The 18,795-nt window shown below is 58.4% G+C and carries 15 protein-coding genes and 1 pseudogene; 8 read left to right on the top strand and 8 right to left on the bottom strand.

Annotated elements, in window-relative coordinates; genetic code table 11:
- Nucleotides 1-704 precede the first annotated feature (704 nt).
- The 5 genes from AB7245_RS36945 to AB7245_RS36925 form a co-directional block, all read right to left on the bottom strand.
- Nucleotides 705-1,352, bottom strand: coding sequence for a recombinase family protein (locus AB7245_RS36945; RefSeq protein ID WP_084795335.1), 648 nt, complete (start codon nt 1,350-1,352; stop codon nt 705-707).
- A 411-nt stretch (nt 1,353-1,763) separates the two neighbouring features.
- A complete protein-coding gene (locus AB7245_RS36940; RefSeq protein WP_063981274.1) occupies nt 1,764-2,186 on the bottom strand; it encodes a hypothetical protein in 423 nt (140 codons plus the stop codon).
- Nucleotides 2,187-2,504: 318 nt separating this feature from the next.
- Nucleotides 2,505-3,164 (bottom strand): MarR family winged helix-turn-helix transcriptional regulator, encoded by a 660-nt coding sequence (locus tag AB7245_RS36935; protein WP_245328548.1) that lies wholly within the window; start codon nt 3,162-3,164, stop codon nt 2,505-2,507.
- A gap of 650 nt (nt 3,165-3,814) precedes the next feature.
- Nucleotides 3,815-3,949: a hypothetical protein gene (locus AB7245_RS36930; protein WP_256376464.1), complete on the bottom strand. Its 135-nt coding sequence runs from the start codon at nt 3,947-3,949 to the stop codon at nt 3,815-3,817.
- Nucleotides 3,950-4,071: 122 nt separating this feature from the next.
- Complete coding sequence (locus AB7245_RS36925; RefSeq protein ID WP_439035531.1) at nt 4,072-4,314, bottom strand: hypothetical protein; 243 nt, start codon at nt 4,312-4,314, stop codon at nt 4,072-4,074.
- A 153-nt stretch (nt 4,315-4,467) separates the two neighbouring features.
- Between AB7245_RS36925 and AB7245_RS36920 the strand changes: the two are divergent.
- The 4 genes and pseudogenes from AB7245_RS36920 to AB7245_RS36905 form a co-directional block, all read left to right on the top strand.
- Nucleotides 4,468-4,675: pseudogene (locus tag AB7245_RS36920) on the top strand (NAD-dependent dehydratase); the annotation flags it as partial.
- A gap of 359 nt (nt 4,676-5,034) precedes the next feature.
- A complete protein-coding gene (locus AB7245_RS36915) occupies nt 5,035-5,490 on the top strand; it encodes a cupin domain-containing protein (RefSeq protein ID WP_439035530.1) in 456 nt (151 codons plus the stop codon).
- A gap of 115 nt (nt 5,491-5,605) precedes the next feature.
- A complete protein-coding gene (gene bdcA / locus AB7245_RS36910) occupies nt 5,606-6,319 on the top strand; it encodes an SDR family oxidoreductase (RefSeq protein ID WP_063981277.1) in 714 nt (237 codons plus the stop codon).
- Between the two features lie 682 nt (nt 6,320-7,001).
- Nucleotides 7,002-9,563, top strand: a complete 2,562-nt coding sequence (locus tag AB7245_RS36905; RefSeq protein ID WP_439035529.1) for an ATP-binding protein — start codon at nt 7,002-7,004, stop codon at nt 9,561-9,563.
- A gap of 256 nt (nt 9,564-9,819) precedes the next feature.
- Here AB7245_RS36905 and AB7245_RS36900 read toward each other — a convergent pair whose 3' ends face one another.
- Nucleotides 9,820-11,130 carry an LLM class flavin-dependent oxidoreductase gene (locus AB7245_RS36900; protein ID WP_354102277.1) on the bottom strand — a complete coding sequence of 437 codons (1,311 nt, stop codon included), beginning with the start codon at nt 11,128-11,130 and terminating at the stop codon, nt 9,820-9,822.
- 684 nt (nt 11,131-11,814) lie between these two features.
- Here AB7245_RS36900 and AB7245_RS36895 point away from each other — a divergent pair.
- On the top strand, nt 11,815-12,876 hold the full coding sequence (locus AB7245_RS36895; protein WP_354102276.1) for a 5'-methylthioadenosine/S-adenosylhomocysteine nucleosidase: 1,062 nt from the start codon (nt 11,815-11,817) through the stop codon (nt 12,874-12,876).
- A 333-nt stretch (nt 12,877-13,209) separates the two neighbouring features.
- On the opposite strand, the gene AB7245_RS36890 is transcribed toward AB7245_RS36895, so the two are convergent.
- Together AB7245_RS36890 and AB7245_RS36885 are read right to left on the bottom strand one after the other, a co-directional pair.
- Nucleotides 13,210-14,331, bottom strand: a complete 1,122-nt coding sequence (locus tag AB7245_RS36890) for an IS630 family transposase (protein WP_063981152.1) — start codon at nt 14,329-14,331, stop codon at nt 13,210-13,212.
- Between the two features lie 448 nt (nt 14,332-14,779).
- A complete protein-coding gene (locus tag AB7245_RS36885) occupies nt 14,780-15,982 on the bottom strand; it encodes a serine hydrolase domain-containing protein (protein ID WP_063981282.1) in 1,203 nt (400 codons plus the stop codon).
- Between the two features lie 719 nt (nt 15,983-16,701).
- On the opposite strand from AB7245_RS36885, the gene AB7245_RS36880 reads away from it, so the two are divergent.
- From AB7245_RS36880 to AB7245_RS36870, 3 genes are read left to right on the top strand one after another with little or no spacing between them, the layout of a single operon-like run.
- The gene (locus AB7245_RS36880) at nt 16,702-18,012 is read left to right on the top strand and encodes an aromatic ring-hydroxylating oxygenase subunit alpha (protein WP_063986111.1); all 1,311 of its coding nucleotides are present in this window, start codon (nt 16,702-16,704) and stop codon (nt 18,010-18,012) included.
- A gap of 10 nt (nt 18,013-18,022) precedes the next feature.
- Nucleotides 18,023-18,547, top strand: a complete 525-nt coding sequence (locus tag AB7245_RS36875) for an aromatic-ring-hydroxylating dioxygenase subunit beta (RefSeq protein ID WP_063986112.1) — start codon at nt 18,023-18,025, stop codon at nt 18,545-18,547.
- Between the two features lie 47 nt (nt 18,548-18,594).
- Nucleotides 18,595-18,744: a hypothetical protein gene (locus tag AB7245_RS36870; protein ID WP_187387936.1), complete on the top strand. Its 150-nt coding sequence runs from the start codon at nt 18,595-18,597 to the stop codon at nt 18,742-18,744.
- Nucleotides 18,745-18,795: the final 51 nt, after the last annotated feature.

Below are 18,795 nucleotides of genomic sequence, written 5' to 3'. Positions count from 1 at the left end.
TGCTCCAGAAGGACGGTGATGTGATGCAGCAGTGCGGTGAACCCCAGCGCCGCTTGGCGCACGGCGGCAAGTCTGATGGACGTGGTACACCGGTGCAGCCGCGGTGGCCTTGCCATCGTTACCCGCAACCCAGACATTCGCCGGTCGGGACGAATGGCGCTATATTGGTTTCAGGCCCCCAATGAACCGGCCGGATGACATTGAGCCAGAAACAAAAAGCCGAGGTCCTAACCCCCCGCAACAAGATGGCGTTGGACACGCTGGCGGGGGTTCGGGGGGAGATGGCCAGGCTATACCGCATGGGACTGAACGGTAGGATCCCCTCCGACGAAATGACCCGGTTCATTTATGCTCTGAAAGAGATCCGCGCCTGCCTCGAGGCGGAAGTCTTGACCGACGTTCAACAGCGATTGGCCGTGCTGTCGCGAGATATGGGGGTCCACAATGGTCACCGCATCCTACATCAACCGACTGTCTCAAGCAGTTGACCGGATCGAGAGCTGGGGCCAGCCGCGTCCGGGGAAGGTTGTGACGGTGCCTCGCTGTTATCACGAGGACCCGGATGCCGCGCTAGATCGTCACTACACTATCCACCCAGAAGATCGAGGCGCGGATGTCGTGATTTTCGAGTTTTGCGACGACGAGGAATTGGTCAGCGAGACTCAGGATCGTAGCCCGTCGGCTAGGCCTGCGTGCGAGGAATCCTAGAGACTCCGAGCCAAGACGTTCTTGACGCTGGTGGCGTACCAGGCGCCCCCACGTGGGCCTGCTACTCCTTGAGCATTCAACCGATCAGCGATGTCGCGTAACGACGTCGCTCCTGTTTGCTGAATCTGCTGGATCAGGGGCATCACCTCAACGGCGCGGGCATCGGCGGCTTGCCGAATCTGCCGAATGGCGCGCTGCCGGGCGTCCTCAAGGCCCGGATTACCGAGCCTGACGCCGCGCACCTTTGCCGCCGCCAGCGCAGCCCGCGTTCGTGTTCCAATCAGCGTGCGTTCCTTCTCCGCGAGTGCGGCGAAGAGGTGCAGGACGAAGGGATCGACATCGGCCCCGAGTTCGGCGACCAAAAACGGCACCCGATGCACCATGAGCCCGCTAATGAAGTGCACGTCGCGGCTGAGGCGATCCAACTTGGCGACGCCGAGATGGCACTTGTGCTTCTTCGCGTGCGCCAGCGCGGCTCTGAGCTGCGGACGGCGGTCCAAGGCATCGTGGCCCTTGCCCGAGTCCACTTCGACAAATTCGTCAACGATGTGGAAGCGCTCGGTCTCGGCAAAGTGGAGCAACGCGGCACGTTGCGCTTCGAGACCGAGACCTGAACGACCTTGCTGTGATGTGGAAACACGCATGTAAGTCACTAGGGGCCGCTCGGGAGTCACGGGATACCTCTATAAAAACCGCTGTATTTGGCTATACCACCGATTAGATTCTGTACGATGTGCGTTTTCTGAATCGCAGCGATTCACTTTTGCCGTATCAGCGCGCGTGGCGAGTGCGGCGCCTGTTCGCTGACGACCGTCGTCAGTTTCTTGCCCTCGCACATGCGCGTCACTGCTGCTTCTGCCGGCGCCAATGGACATGGCGGCCGCTATTGGCGTGCTGCAACGTGCAGGCATGTGCAGGCGCTCAAGCGCCGCGGATGGTCCTGGACAGCAATGAATGAGGGGTGGGGCGGCCCCGGGGCACATAGTCGGGATTTCAACGACCAAGGTACCGGTACCGGTTAACAGTGCATCGTCTGGCGTCGGCGTCCCAGCCGGTTAATCCGGCTCCCAGCCATACACCTCAGCGGGTACCCACGGCCGACATCCCATGGCGAAGCCTTCAAAGATAAGGCGGCCCAGCTCACTGCATTCGCGCAGACCTTTGAGTTGGCGCACGATCATGCGGTACTCGGCACTGCCCTCGCGCACATCGTTGAGCCGATAGAGCACGTCGCGGATGAGCTCTTCGAGCTCGTCCCCCTCGCGCCGAGCTTCCGCGTCCTGACGCTCAAGAGCGTCGAGCAGGTCGATGATGCGCTGCTCCCGCGCCTGCTCATCGAGATCAGTCGTCGGGCCTCCGTGCCGCCCCCATTGCGCGTCGATGTAGCCGTCGGAGGTGGGGTACTCCTGACGGAGCAAGCGAGCCAAGACCGGGTCGTCTTCGCTAAGGCGTTCCAGTTCTGCGCGCTTGTCCGACATAACGTGACGTGCCCCTCTCGCCCTATTCCGATTCTACCGAAGCCAATGAAGTCGGCAACGGCTCAAAGTGCCGTGACCCGGAAAAACCCGACGCCGCCGATCAACCTGTCGTTCGTCGGTGCAACGCCGTCGCTCGTGGATGGCGGGACCACCATGCGCCGCGCCCAACGGCTCTTGTGGCCCTCGCGGTGGACAGCTGTCGCTGAGGGTGGGAGCGACCCAGGGGGCGATAGCCGGGATTGAAGGCGACCAGGTACCGGTACCGGTTATCCCAAGGCAGACTTCGGCATGTTTGTGTATTGGCAATGATCCGAAGTTTCAAGCTGTTGACGTTTTGGCTGCCAAGCTCTTCTGTGGACGCGGCTCGAAATACGTACAAAGCAAGCTCGTATCTCTTGGTGCAACGGATCGCCGAAAGAAACGGCAATTGAAATGGCGATGTTTCCCCTCGTCGTTTTCGACCAAAAATAGGCACTGACTGCAAACGTCGGCGTTTTGTCGGCGCTGGGCGACGTCGAGCCGAATCAGAATTTCGCGAAGCGAGTCGCGTAGCTGAGATCGATTTTCGTCCTCAAGCGCCACGATCTGCTCTCGAAGAGCATTTATTGGATCGCGCTCCAGGAACTTCTCGCCTTCACGTGTAACGCTTAGCGTAATCGAGCGCTTGTCGTAGGAAGAAGGCTTACGGACTACCAATCCCTTGCTCTGCAAGATGGCGGCAATCTGGGCTGCGGCGCTTCGGTGGGTGTCTAGAAAAGCAGTGAGAGCAGACGGAGTTCTCGAAAATTCGTTTGCGCGAGCGAGAAAGCGCAAGGCCGACCACTCGCTGTCACTTAGACCGGATCGAAGACCTTCAAAAAGCCAACTGCCGGCGGATTGCAGCAGGAGTTGTACGACTTCATTTGCCACTCCCATTAATAGTCCCCGTGCGGCGGCGTTGGCTGCTTGATAGCCGTGATCAACTGGATCAAGATCCATCGTGTTCGGTGAAAGCTGAATTCCAGTCGGGACTAAGCTGGCTCCGGTATACCGTACCGTGAACTCGAAAGTGGCTGCGCTGCGACTTCCGCCCGATTTGCCGGATTCTGATATCCTCGCCGCTCGATAGATGGAACACCGTACGAATACGGCTGGTGCCGCCGCGTGACGTCCAGCAGCTGAGGTCCGCTTGTGGCCCTTTCGAGACCTGCCGACTACCTCTGAGAATGTCTGCTAGCAGCGGGTGAGCGGATGAATTGTTTGTGTGAACACCGGGCGCAGCTTACTCGGCGCGAAATCACATGCGCCGCGAAGTTATCGAATTCCGTTGCCATGAGCATGCCTTCATCCGCACGACCTTGGGCAAGGATCAGCAATCCCAAAGGGGGGAGGGAAAAACCCCCCTGCAAGCATGCTTATTTTTGGCAAGGCCCCTGACGAAGTCACCCGACGCCCGTCATTGCCGAATGAACACCATGGCAAGCGGTGCTCGCGGCGCGACGTAGAAACGCGCCTCGCATGCCACGCAGGTCAGGTGCTCGGCGATATCAACGCGCAGCCTGGATCGTAATTTGTTCGATCCGCAATCCGGACACTTTCCGACGTTTAGTGCTTCAAGAGTATCTGTCTCGCTCATGACGCCACGAACGTCAGACGCCGAACGAACGCGTGATCTGCTTCGCCATGACGATAACCGAGTCAGTATATTTGCCATTTGATACCTGATGATCGCACAGCATCAGAAAAAGCAGCGCGAAAGCAGCAATCATGCAACCTTTGAGCATAACGGTCTCTCCTGTGAAGAGACTGCCAACCGAGCAGGTCTGGACAATAGTTAGCGAAACGGGTGTCGCCGCCGCGACGATTGCGATAGCCTTAACGTTGGCGACGATCCATTAACATTCCATTAAGCAGAACCAGAGGGCAAGCGCCCCTGATCTTCGGACCAATCAATAATCTCGAAGAACATGCCCCGCCGGAGCATTTCGGTCTCTAGATTGGCGGCATGCTCCTTCCAACCAGACGTTTCGTGAACTTGGAAGCGTGGTTTCTCTCCGGCGACCTTCTGAGCATCGTCCGACGCAAGAGCGCCGCGAACACTCTCATACATCATGGTGAGGCTGTCGTTCGTGAAAGCTCGATAGTCCATCGGTCCAACCAACAAGGAGGCCGTCGCCCGGTTGCGATCAGCGACGGCTCCTGTGTGAGTTCGTTGATAACGACTATGCACTAGACAGCGATAATGATGGACATTGGGGGTTAATGGGCCGTTTCCTGCCAAATTATCGCAGGCAAATTATCGGAGAGCGGGCGGCCGTTCCTGTTCCTGGGCTCCGCTGCACAATGGAGCGGACTCACCGATATGACCGACGCAAGGTTATTTGGCCCGCCGTCTGGAATGGGCCGCAACAACCGGGGTTGCGCGCAATAATGCCTTCAACGTCGTCAACGGCGACGTCTTTCGCTGGAGCTGGATGTGGGCGCGGTTGGCCGGCTGGTTCGGGTTCGACCTTTTTGTCCGTCTTCGCAAGGCGATGATCATCCCTTGATAGCGGATGCCAATAATAATGCTTTCGTTCGGTGAGAGCCGCCCTGTCGATTAGGGTGAGCGCCGCGTGACAGTCCTTATGGACAACAATAAGTACGGTACTCGGGTTGAACGGCTGGGAGTTGTCGAAGCCGGCCGGCGTCGACGCTGGACGGATGACGAGAAGCTCAAGATCGTTCTGGCTTCTTGCAGGTAACAAGTTCGTAACCGGGCGCCGAACCGCGCGAAACGCAAGAATCTTCAAGATTGGTTCTTCCGCACTCCCTAGATCGAGGCCACGGTGCTTGAGGGCAATGTTCGAAACCAAAGTGGACACAGAAAATGAGTCAGACGACAACTTCAGCTTCTCACCCGGATCGCAACGCGCGGGCCGACTGGTTGCAAACGAGGCCTGGCGAGCTTTTCCTGATGCGCGTGTCGGCAGCCGACACAAACGGCGTATATTCATTGGTTGAGATTGTCTCGGACCCCGGCGACGGCACGCCGCTGCACGTCCATCAAAATGAGGACGAATACCTCTTTGTGCTGGAAGGTACAGCGCGCTTCGCGCTCGGCGACAAGATATTCGATGCGGAAGCCGGGACGATGGTCACGCTCCCCAAAGGCATTCCACACGCCTGGGGTAACCGCTCGACCTCAAAGCTGCGGATCGCGGGGATTGCTTACCCCGGCGGTGTTGAGGAAGCCATGCGCGTCATTGCCAAAGGCGGCGTGACGGACCTTCCCGCGCTGGCCAAGAAATTCGCTATCAAGGTGCTCGGCCCCACGCCTTTTTGAGTTGGTCGCGACGCGTCTGACGCTCCGGCGGACACCCAAAGGTCGCTCTGAGTCTTCGGAAGCGGACATCGAGGCCCGCCTGTAGTGCTTGGTACACAAATTCAAGGAGCTAGTTATGGGTGACTTCACTGACAAGAACATTCTCGTTCTCGGCGGCAGCCGGGGTATTGGTGCAGCGATTGTCCGACGTTTCGCGAGGGGGGGCGGCAAAATTGCCTTCACCTATGCCGGATCGAAGGAAGCCGCGGAGGCGCTTGCGGGTGAGACACGCGCCGTAGCGATCCGCACCGACAGCGCCGACCGTGACGCGCTGATTGCAACCGTCGCGTCCCGCGGCGCTCTCGACGTACTCATCGCGAATGCAGGCACGAGCGTTATGGGCGATCCGTTGACGCTTGAGGCCGACGCCATCGACCACATGATCGATGTAAATGCCCGCGCCCCCTATCACGCCGCGATCGAGGCTGCGCGCAAGATGCCCGACAATGGCCGCATCATCGTGATCGGCTCGGTCTTCGGCGACTTTATGCCCTTTCCGGGCGGAGCCGCGTATGCGCTCACCAAATCGGCGGTGCAGGGCATGGTCCGTGGGCTCGCGCGCGATTTCGGCGATCGCGGAATTACCGTCAACAGCATCCAGCCTGGACCGACTGACAGCGATATGAATCCGGCTGACGGACCGATGGCCGAGTTCGTGCGCAGCTTCATGGCAATCAAGCGCCATATTCGCACGGATGAGGTTGCCGAGCTCGCCGCCTATATCGCGGGCCCGCACGGTGCAATGATGACCGGCGCGATGCACACCATCGACGGCGGCATGGGCGCCTGAGCGCGCGCAGGAGCGTGAGATAGGTGTGCGTGTGCACGCCTACCTCAATCGCGAGGAAAGCGTTCAAACGAATTCGGAGTAGTAACGATCCGAACCGCACGGGCCGGGACCCGGGTTGGAATCTGTTCATCGTCTTGCTTGGCACGGCTCCCCCTTCTCAAGAGTTGGAGCCTCTGGCAATCCCGGAGCGGGTCAATAGGCGAGTGGGCAACAAATTTCGGCTCCCGGTGTCGCCCGAAGTAGTGAGCCGCACCGCAGGCATGTTGACTTCCAGCTTATCCGGCGAAAACCCGGGCGTTGGGAAACTGATGTGGCGAAAAAGAAACGCTGCGCCTACGGCTGCGCTTGCCTTCGGGCTTCTGATTGCGTCGCTGGTCTCCGTCGCCTTAGATCCGACCATCGACACGGCCGCGTCGGTGGCATCGGCCGCCATCCTAGGTGCTGGACGTATTACGATCGTAACGAACTTTTCCGCCGATGGCTCCGAGTCGCCACACCGCGCCTACTTATTCCGAGTCTGATGGCGTAAAGTTTGGCACGGGATAGATCAGCACCTACGCGACGTTCCTATCGCGCCGTCAGGATGATTGTCGGGCGTATCGCCGACAGCGCTTCTCCGTCGATCGAGACGAGTTCGGCGTCCCCCGACGGGCGAACGTTACGGGATTGGGGCCTTGGGAAAATGACTCTCTTATCACGCCTATTCGTGCTGGTGGCTGTGGCGCTACTGCCCACGATCGCGATCCAAATGTACAATGAATTCGGCCTGCGCCGCGCGCGCCAAGTCGAAGTGCAGAATCAGGCGCTCAACCTGGCTAAGCTCGCCGCGGCAGAACAGCAGCAGATCGTCCAGGGAATTCGTCAAGTCCTGATCGCAATGTCAGAACTCCCGTCGATCAAGATGAGGGACAGCCAAGCATGCAATGCTTACCTAGCTGCAATGCGGCAGCGTTTCCCGGCGTTCGTTACTTTTCTTGTCACCGACATGAATGGACGGTCCTTCTGCGATACAAACAGCGACCATAGGCCGCTCACGATCGCTGCCCGGGCCTATTTTGCGGACGTCTTGAGGACCGGCGTTTTCACGGTCGGAGAATTCTCAGCAGGTCTGTCAACTGGCCGGAAGGTCATTCAATTTGTGTTGCCGTTTTATGGAAGCGATAACCGGATGGGCGGCGTCATCGTAGCGGGCCTCGGCCTGGATTGGCTCGCTGACCACATCGCTCGAAAGGGTGTTCCGGAAGGAGCTGCGCTCGCCGTCACGGACCGCAACGGTACTTATCTCGCGCGCTACCCCGATAACGACGAGTTGGTCGGCACAAAGATGCCCGGTGAGAAGTACTTGAAACTGGACGAGCGGGGTGCGGTCGAAATACTCGCTGTCGATGGTGTGGAGCGGATCGAAGGTTACTCGGCCCTGCAGGCTGATTCCGGGGGGCTTGTTGTCAGCTTTGGCCTCGACAAGGCGCAGGCCTTCACCGATATCAAAAATCACACGGAACGCGACATCCTCCTGATCGCCCTGAACACGTCGCTGGTGTTGGTTTTGACATCGTTAGGTGCCCGACGGTTCATATATCGCCCGCTTGGCGAGCTGGTCGACGCCGCGAACCAATGGCGGCTCGGCGAATATACCCGTCGTGTAAACATCCTGGATAAATCCGAAATCGGCAGGGTCGCCGACGCGTTCAACTCCATGGCCGATGCACTGGAGCACCGCGAGCATGAATTGTCCAAGGCGAAGGAAAAGGCCGAGGAAGCCGCGGCTCGGATCACGACAATCTTTGAGAGCACGACCGACAGCGTACTCATCATCGATTGCGATTGGCGGATCAGCTATCTCAACGGGCCGGCCTGGGTACAGGTCGCCAAAGGCCGAGACCTGATCGGCATGACCCTTTCGGAAGCCTTCCCAGTCGCTGCCGACATGGAAGTCGTAAAACAAATTCGGGAGGCGGCGTCAGAGCACCGCGCGGCCTTCGTCGAAATGCTCTGTCCACGCACCCAGATCTGGTATGCGATCAACGCGTTCCCCTCAAGCCAAGGTCTCGCAATCTTCCTTCGAGACATCACTGATCACAAGCATGCCTTGGAGGCGCGCCGCCTGATGCAGGAGGAGCTCCACCAGAGCCAGAAGATGGAGTCGGTCGGCCAGCTCACTGGCGGTGTCGCGCACGACTTCAACAACCTGCTGATGGTGGTCTCCGGAAACCTCGAACTCATCGAGGATGCAGCAGACATTGGTAAGGCCCGGCATTTCGCCGCGGCTGCACGGCGTGCAGTCGCTCGGGGAGCAAAGTTGACGGGGCAGCTTCTCGCCTTTTCCCGGCGACAGAGGCTGAACCCAAAACTGGTGAACGCAAACGAGCTGATTTCCGAATTCCAAGGGCTGCTCAGCCAAGCGGTCGGAGGCGCATGCGAGGTCATCCTGCGGAGCGATGAGCCACTGTGGCTGTGCCAAATCGATCCGCCACTGCTGGAGACCGCTCTCCTTAACCTCGCCCTGAATGGGCGCGATGCCATGCCAAACGGTGGCATACTCAAAATCGAGACCCGGAACGTCAATCTGGACGAGGGAGCCGTGGCCGGGTGTTTGCCCGGATCGTATGTACGGGTGTCCGTCACGGACTCGGGCTGCGGGATGCCATCCGAAGTGCGCGATCGGGTTTTTGAGCCCTTCTTCACGACCAAGGAGGTCGGCAAGGGCACCGGACTCGGCCTCAGCATGGTCTATGGCTTTGTCCGACAATCCGGCGGGCATATTGCTATCGAAAGCGCGCCTGGCGCGGGGACCACGGTCGCACTGTACCTACCTAGGGCCACACAAATGCCTGATGCCGAGGTGGAAACCGTCCAAACGCAGGCCATCCCGGGAGGTTCGGAGCGAATCCTTGTGGTCGAGGACAATGAGGATATCCTGGAGGTCACATCGGCAAGACTAACCGAATTAGGCTATCGGATTGTTTGCGCCCGGAATGGTGCGGAGGCCATCCTGATGCTCGAGAGTGGTCAAGAATTTGAACTCTTGTTCAGCGATGTCGTAATGCCAAACGGAATGAATGGCGTTGAGCTTGCCGGCGAAGCGAGACGGCTGAACAAGGGCATCAAGATCCTGCTCACCTCGGGCTACGCGGGGGATGTTTTGGAACGACATCAAGCGGTAGCCGAGTTTCCGATCATCGAGAAACCTTTCCACCTCGCTGACTTGGCGCGGCGCCTGCGGTCAATCCTGCAGGAAACGTAAGATCCCCGCCTTTGCTCCCTCGCACTTACGTCGCCGTCGCAATCGATGACACCTGCACGGCCCGCAGCCTTCCGCATTACAAACGTCGCGCTTCACAAACCAGAACTCATGCCGTAGTTCGGTCCGGTCATCGCCCCGGTATAATTGCAAGAAGAACGACATTCTCGTCCTGATCTGAATCGTGCCGTCCGGCATCAGCTTTTGATGCCTTGTCCGATCGTTTCATCGATATTGGACGCTCCACGACGACTAGGTTTCATTGTGAACCACCCAATTTTCCCAGAGTGATGGCGAGAGCCGCCTTCGCGACGCCGTCCTCTCCCACGGCAGCCGTCACCGATTGAACGAGGCCATTCACAAGCTCCGAACGATGCTGCGCCATATACTCCGCCGACGCCTTGAGATTTCGGGTGTGACCGTTCAATTCGGGCACCACATAGCGTGCGAACAATTCCCACGAACGCATCGTAGCCTCGCGATTGGCCCAATCGTGAACGAAGCCAAGCAGTACGCCGAAACCGCCGGTTATCTTCTGGAGGCTGCGCACCATCTTTATCATCGCATCTGGGGTACCTATCACCGTCGAACCCAGACCAGAACCGCGCTCGCCGGTGACCTGGGCAAGAAGTTGTCTCGGATCTTCTATGCGTGTCGCGCCGGGCAATCCCAGTACACGGACTCTAAGCTCGTTGTGCCACCACCAAAGGCCGTCGATCGCCTCCCGTTCAGCCTGTTCCTTCGTCTCGGCCAGATGGAAGGCCACAAGTACGCGCCAATTTCGTCGGTCGACCGTGTGGCCATGCTTCGCCGCGGCCTTTTCGGCAAACGACCATTGGAGCGGCAGAGCCTGCAGGCCTTCGGTCGTGGTCGAAGCGATCGACAGCACGCCCATTCCATATTTTCCGGCAAGCCGCATGCCTGAAGGGCTGATCGATGAGGCTGCCGCCATCGGTAACGACTCCTGTAGCGGTAGAAGCTGCAGTTGGGCATCATTCAGGATAAACCAGTCGTTGCGATAACTGAACCGTTCCCCACGCAGCAGACGAATGATTACGCCGAGCGCATCATCCTGTCGGTTGCGAAGGAGGATCGGGTCGATGCCAAACGTCCGCGCATCCGCCGGCGACGCGCCGGGGCCCGTTCCAAAGATGACTCGGCCGTTCGTTAAGTGATCGAGTTGCACAATACGCTCAGCAACGTTGAACGGATGATGATAAGGCAGCGATACCACACCAGTGCCCAGCCGAATGCGCTGTGTTCGCTCCCCCGCTGACGCAAGAAACAGCTCAGGTGAGCCGATCGTCCCCCATCCTGAGGAGTGGTGCTCTCCGCACCAGAATTCGTCAAAGCCAAGCCGATCCAGGTGAACGACGAAATCTAAATCGCGGCGCAACTGTAGAGTTGGATGCTCGCCGACGGGATGGTGCGGTGGATGGAAAGCGCCGAACTTCAGCTTTGTCCTCGATTCGCCAGCGAGACTAGGCACGACAAATTCTTTGGAAGGATCGTCCGCTAGTGTGCCGATCACCGGGGCTCTCCATGGTTTCTTTTTTTTCGGATTGTCCATACTGCCGTCATTCGGTACGTGCGGTTTGGGCGAATAAATTGGATGGAGTGCGCTACGCTTTGACTACCGGCTTGGGAATGCGCGCTACGGGTGTAGCCAAGTCGAAGTGGGGAGCTATTACATGCCGCTGGCCCATGTGTGCGGCGGGGCGTGCAAGTGACCTCTCCAAACCCGTGCGCGGCATTGATCGCGCTCCGGAAGATTCTCACCACGACGCGTTCATCGAGTTTGGTTTGCGCCCAGCCACCAGTACCTGCGTTCGCCCGAAAAGGCCCATCACACAACAATTGCAACGGTAGTGAGCCCACTGGTGTAATCGGTAGCGCATAGCAATCAGAATTTATCATGAGCGCGTAGAGCGGCATCTAAAATGTAAAATTCCCGCAATTGCGCGGAGCGCGCTAGAGGCAAGCGTCGCCCGGAACTGGTGCAGTCGAAGAGTGCATTGATACGGCCCAAACGGTCGGTTGTAAGATTATTGCGACCGTAACCCATTATCCGAGAGGAGTGACGCCGATGTAATGGATGGGCTCCAAGCTGTCTCGGGTCTGCCCGGAGCGCTCCATGAAAAAGATCTGCCTGAGATCGAACAACAAGGCATTCCAACGGTCTTTGGCCACTCGCTCGCCCCTCCCGACGGCGCACGACAAGCCTTACCTCTCGATAGAGCCGGAACGCTCTCTTATGGTTCACGCCGAAGCCTCGCCGCTCGAGCACAACGTGCGCGCGTCGACATCTTGCCACCAGCAGGTCAATTTGAAGAGCAGGCGCGCGACAGATTACAACACCCCATTGCTGAAATCAGATCGATTGACCGCTCCGAATAGGAGACGCGCCATGCGTTTTGCGGCAATCGTTGCTGTTTTCCTCAGCCAGCTAATGGATTATGCAGCCTCCGCCAAACAGACTGACCGCACGCCGCGGATTGCCGTCATTTGCGCATACAGCCCAGAATGGCTCGCGCTTAAAAGCGCAATGAGTGAGGTTCGCACGGAGATCATAGCGGATACCACTTACATTATCGGCAAGCTCGAGAATAGAGAAGTCGTTCTCTTCCTCAGCGGTGTTTCGATGGTCAACGCTGCTATGACGACGCAGGGCGCCATCGATCATTTCAAGATCACGCGCATTGTCTTCTCGGGCATTGCCGGCGGCATCAATCCCAGCCTTTCAGCGGGGGATGTCGTCGTTGCCGATCGTTGGTTCGAATATCTTGAATCTGTCTTTGCGCGAAAAACGGGGACCGGTTGGTCGGTGCCGGACTGGCTCGGGAAGACAAAGCCGAACTACGGCATGATCTTTCCCTATGCGGTCGGGATTGCTCATCCAGGTCAGAGCAAGCCGGAGAAGCGTTTCTGGTTTGATGTCGACCCCTCCATGCTGGAGGCGGCACGTTCGGTGGCAGCGAAGATCGAACTGAGAGCCTGCATCAAGAAAGATGTCTGCCTCGGCCACACTCCTCGTGTCGTCATCGGCGGCGCCGGCGTCTCCGGTCCGGCCTTCGTTGACAATGCCGATTTCCGTACCTGGATATACGATACCTTCAAGGCCAACTCGGTTGACAATGAAAGCGCCGCTGTCGCTCATGTCGCCTATTCCAATCACATCCCCTTTATAGCCTTCCGCGGTTTGTCTGATCTAGCGGGCGGCGATATCGGCGAAAATACGGAGGATGCCCTCGAATCTTTGGCTTCTGACAATTCCGCTGCGGTGGTCGAAGTATTTCTGCACGCGCTCCCAAACTGAGCGATCCTGACTGATACAGTCGCGCTCCAAGATCAAATTCCATTTGGAGTTGGGAGCATCGCCAATCGACCTAGGAGTGGCCATCCCCGTTGATCTCGCATTATTGATACGCTGCTTCGGCCCACAATTCTATGGCTCAAACATGCCCCGTCGAGCAGGGAAACAGTACGCCTACCGGCTTGTCGGGATCCGTCTGCAAGAGTGCGCCGAAGGCGTAAACTCCGGCGTCGTCAGTGCACAACTTGGCCCCAACGAGGCCAAGCTCCGACTTATTGCTGAGATCGGCTACCACCGTTTCCACTGTCTAACGCACCTAGTACCTCGTCACAGGGATTATGACTCTTTGGAAGTGGCGGGGTAGGCGCCAGCCATTTTGGCGCGAGCCTTGTCTGTTGTGAACATCCATTTGATGCGGGAGCGGGCGGCATTTCGTTGTCGTTCCCAGGCGGTGATTTCGCGGCGCAGTCGCTTAGGGTCGTCGATCCTGCGATCCAGGCACTGGCCCCGCAGGACGCCGATTTCGATCTCGACCATGTTGAGCCAGCTTGCGTGTTTTGGGGTATAGTGGAACTCGAGCCGTCGCAAAATCCGCCTGGCTTCGGCGGGCGGGAACGCCTGATAGAGGGCGCCGGCGGAGTGGGTCGATAAATTGTCCTGGACGACCCGGATGATCTCGGCGTCGGGATAATGGATGTCGACGAGATCACGCATGCATTGGGCGTAATCCCTTGCCGCTCGCCGCTCGGTGACCTTGACCTTGCGCCAGGGACGATGCACGTCGAGGAGAACGAAGAGATTGACCGTGCCATTGCGACGATACTCATAATCGTAACGTTCGAGCCTGCCGGGCTTGGCCGGGATGGGCTGACGCGTTTCGCCGATGAGTTGCACCGGGCTTTCGTCGAAGCACACCACTGGCCGCCTGGAGTCGGGTGCCTCGGCATAGAGGTCGAGCACATCCTCCATGCGGGCGACGTATTCGCCGTCGACCTGCGGAATGCACCACATGTCTTTGCGCCAGGGCTTGAGGGCATTCTCGGCCAGGCGCCGCCGAACCGTCTCGTGCGACAGGCTCTTGTGTTCGGTGAGCTTGACCATCGCACCCGCCAGCAGCTTTAGCGTCCAGCGGGCACGGCCCCTTGGCGGACTGGCGCAGGCTGTCGCCACCAGCAAGGCTTCTTCCTTGCCCGTGAGTTTGCGCTCCGCCCCGGGACGCGGCTCTTCGCTCAGCGCCCGCTCCAGATTGCCTTCCACGAAGCGTCGCTTGGTCCGGTACACGGTCGAGCCGCTCACGCCGACGCTCCTTGCGATCTCCTCGTCGCTGGTCTCGGCATCGGCGGCCAGCAAAATCTGCGCTCGCTTGAGCTTGCGGGACGCATGCTTGCCGCCGCTGAGCAGTGCCCTCAGTTCGGTGCGCTCGATTTGGCTGAGTTCGACCCGATAGCGTACATTCATGGCGTGCCTCCTCGTTCGAGGCACGCACGAACAACTGAATCGGATGGCCGGCGTGAGTCCTTCGACAAAACCCTTCACGCCCACGCAGGGGCAGTATCTGGCTTTTATCCACCTCTATACCCGGCTGCATCGCAGGCCCCCGGCCGAAACCGACATGCAGGAATATTTCCGCGTCAGCCCGCCTACGGTTCACCAGATGGTCCTGACACTGGAACGCGCCCGCCTCATCAGACGGCAGCCAAGGACGCCTCGCAGCATCGAGGTCCTCGTTGATCCGAAACTCCTGCCGGAGCTAATCTGACCGCCGGACCCAACCTGTCAAAATCACTGTGCAGAGCCACTAGTTTTCGATACGTTTGCGGAAACTGCTCAAGGCACGCAATTTGCGAATTGCGGTCGTCTATCCAAACGAACATCGTTCTATCTGTTTTAAGTTCGTTCCCGATCGTCATAAGTTTATGACGTCGTTTTCATCCACTGATGGCTTGCAATGGCAGTACACGCCGCGCTCGAAGGCGGCGAAGACATCGAGGCACTTGCGGTCGGCGAACGGCAAGACCTGCATCATGATCACACCGGCGATATCGCGCACTGGATCGATCCAGTAATAGGAGTTGGCGAGCCCGGCCCAGGCCAGGCTTCCGGCGCTGCGCCCCTCCGGCGTCTTCGCCGTATTGATCATATAGCTGAGGCCCCATTTCTTCGGCATGTCCGGATAGAAATCGACGTCGTTGCTATAGGGCGGAGCAGCTGTCTTCATCTTGGTCATGTTGAGGTCGCCGATGTGGTTCTGGCTCATCAGCGCCACCGTTTCGGGTTTGAGCACCTGATGGCCGTTGCTGCGCCCTTTGTTCAAAATCATCCGGGCGAATGCGAGGTAATCGGATGCGGTCCCATATAGTCCACCGCCGCCCATGTGGAATTCCGGCTCCTGCTCCAGCTCGAAGGGGAACGGCCGCAATGATTCATCCGGGCCGCGGACGTGCATACCCACGAGGCGGGTCCGCATCGAATCGCGAATCTTGAACGCCGTGTCGTTCATTTCGAGCGGCGCGAACATGTTGTCACGTAGGTAGGCGTCCAACCTTTGCCCGCTCGCGGTCTCGACCGCCTTGCCGAGAAAATCGATGTTGGTGCCGTATTCCCAGCGAGTGCCCGGATCGCCAACGATCGGCACCCTGAGGGCGGCGCGCTTGCAGGTCGTGATACTCGGCGTTCCGGTCTTCTCGAGATAGGTAGCCATGCTATCGTTCCACATGTCATAACAGAAGCCGGCGGTGTGGGTCATCAGCTGCAGTAGTGTGATCGCTGTCCTGGCCGGTCGCAGCTTTGGTTCGCCGTCGGCGCCAAAACCCTCCAGTACCTGTGGATTGGCAAGATCGGGCAACAACTTTCCGATCGGCTCATGGAGTGACAGCTTCTCCTGTTCGACAAGTTGCATCGCCGCCGCCGCGGTGATCGCCTTGGTCATCGATGCGATCCAGAACACGCTGTCGGTCGTCATCGGCTGGTCCTTAGACAAGTCCCGCCTGCCGAACGCAGCGTGATAGATTACCTCGCGGCTTGTGCCGACCGTGGCTACCACCCCGGGAATCTCGCCAGCATCGCTGGTGCGACGTAGGGCCTGATCAATTTCCGCTGAATTGCGCATAACTCTCTATCTCCTTTAGTCGTCCTGGAGGCTGCGGACCTCGGCCCGAGCCGCCCGGTCTGGTGGGTCAGCACCGGCCGACGGACGTGTCAGCCGCGGCACAAGGTGTTGGCAAAGCTGTTGAGTTGCCGAATAACGTTCATGTGCGCGCGTTTCGCAGCCGATAAAGATCTTCCGAACATCATCGTTTTCTTCTTCCCCGCTTCCCTATTAGTCGATGAGTCTCTGCAGGTCTCTGCTAGTTAGGCACTAGAGGAGGGTGATGATTGAACATTCTTGCTGTGCTCGTGTTAAAGACGCGAAGTTGTGCTCGGAATACATCGGGAACGCATTGACCGACGCGCGGGCTTTACTTGAGGCCGGTCTGTATCGGCTTCTGACTTGGCACGTACCCCGCAATTTCTCAGCATGTGGAGAGTGTAAGCGTCGAGGGCTTACACTTGAGCATCGCGTTGTGCCGCGTCTGGAGACGACCTGAACCAATCATCGCCGTTCACCGCTGGAAGTCGACGCCTGCCATGCGCGGCTACAGATGTAACCACGTGTATCAAGACTGCCACCCAAGTGTAACCAGCCTCAATCTAATTTGGTTGATCTGCAGCCGAGCTTCTCCGTCGGGTTGCTCCGCTGGAGTCGCCAAGAACAGGCACGTCAACAAGGTGACGTTCCACGCATCGATCGAAGTCCTACTGGTCGGCCATCACAACAAGGAGCAAGCGATGGAACATCAAGAACTGGACAATTTGATCATCGATGATCGAGTGCGGGGAGTTTTTCGCGTCAACCGTCGCGCCTTCACCGACGTCGCGGTGCTGGACTACGAGCGTCGGGAAATCTTCGATAGGTGTTGGCTTTACGCCGGTCATGAATCGGAAATCAGCAGTCCCGGCGATTACGTCACGCGCAAAGTCGCAGGCCGGCGGCTTCTGATTGTTCGATCTGAAATCGGCGAACCGAAGGCATTTCTCAATAGCTGCACGCACCGCGGCAACGTGGTGTGTCGAGAGAAATCAGGCTCGGCGCGGGTATTTTCTTGCTTCTATCACGCCTGGACGTTCAACGCGCAGGGCGAGTTGATCGGGGTTCCCGGTCAGGAGTCCTATACGCCGGCCTTCGATAAGAAGGAACTGGGGTTGAAAGAGGTCCCTCGATTTGAAAGCTATCGCGGGATGATGTTTGTTTGCTTCGACGCGCAGGTTGCCGATCTCAAAACTTATCTCGGTGAGGAGACACGCGAAAAGCTTGACTACATGATCGATTTTGGCGGTGACGAGGTCGAGATCGTGCCGGGTGCGCAAGCCTACAGCATGAAGGCCAATTGGAAGCTGCTTGTCGAAAACAGCATCGACGTCTACCACGCGATGTCGACGCACAATCGCTATTTTCGTCAATACCTGCCAGATATCGGAGTGGGCAATGAGGGCTGGGTTGCGCCGACGGCGATGACAAATCAGACCCGCGGCGCGGCTCTGGGTGGCGGCGGGCATTCGATGGTCGAAGGTCCAGTGAGGCCGACGCCTTTGTCCGTGTTTGCCAAGGAAGAACTCGCCGAAATCCGGTGGGAACTGGACGTGAAATTTGGTAAGGAACGCGCCCACCAGATCGCGGACTACAACCGCAACCTCTTCATCTTCCCAAATCTTATTCTGGTCTCGTTATGGCGCACGGTTCGCACGTTCTATCCGATCTCGCCAGGCTATATGGAAGTCGACGCGTGGGGGCTCCTGCCAAAGGGCGAGTCGCAAGAACTACGCCAGAAACGGTACGAAAATTTCCTGTCGTTTCTCGGGCCGGCCGGCTTTGCCACACCTGACGACGTTGCAGCCTTGGAGGGTTGTCAGAGCGGCTTTGCGACCAACCAAGAATTGCAGTGGTCCGATATTTCTCGAGGCATGGGACGTGAAGTGCCATCGTCGACCGACGAACTGCAGATGCGGGCGTTTTGGCGAAGGTGGCATGCGCTGATGCGAGGGAAACGCGGACTGACCGATTGTTCCGATCGTGCGGAAGGCCTTCAGGCCGCAGTATAGGAACATCACCATGCAAGGAGAAGCAAAACCTGACCTCTCGCCGGTATTGGCAACAAGGCCGGTTGCGGTCGAGGAAGTCGAACGATTTCTCGTCAAGGAAGCCGCACTTCTTGACGAGTGGAAGCTCAACGACTGGCTCGATCTAATGACCCCGGATGCACGCTATCTGATACCATCGCCGGACCAGCCGGCGTCGGACCATCGTGAGGCGCTTTTCCTGATTGCGGACGATATTAGGAGCCTGAAGTCCCGGGTCAACCAGTTGCAAGGGCGTTCCGTGTGGGCGGAAAACCCGCGGTCCCGCACAAGGCGTCTTGTGACTAACACGCGCATTCTTGAGACGAATGGTTTTGAAACGACGGTCACAGCCAATTTCGCAGTCTGGCGCTTTCAGCTCGACGAGACCGTCACATATGTCGGCCGCTATGTCCACATTCTGGTGCGGGGACCGTCGGGTCTACTGCTCAAGGAGCGGCGTGCGATTCTGGACATGGAAACACTACGGCCACACGGGAAGCTTAGCTTTATTCTTTAGTTCTGAGTGCCGGTGTCTCCGGCAGAGAGTCCATACGCAGAACGATAATGATCCGTTACAAGAAACAGGGATATGTCGAACTGAACGTAGCGACCTCGAAAGTTCGCGAAGGTTCCACCACGATGTCTTCGGTTCGCGATCTGCACATGGCGCAAACTGGCGAAATCGAGGTAGCGAAGATACCTGCCCGGGCGTGATGCCAGACTGACGGTGGCTCGGAGGCGTTAGTCCGGCGTTCGTCGCTCACA

Origin of the sequence: Bradyrhizobium sp. 604_D8_N2_3 (assembly GCF_051810765.1) — a bacterium.
Lineage (GTDB): Bacteria > Pseudomonadota > Alphaproteobacteria > Rhizobiales > Xanthobacteraceae > Bradyrhizobium > Bradyrhizobium barranii.
The sequence above is the reverse complement of the archived record's forward strand: the minus strand, read 5'-3'. Positions and strand labels throughout refer to the sequence as shown.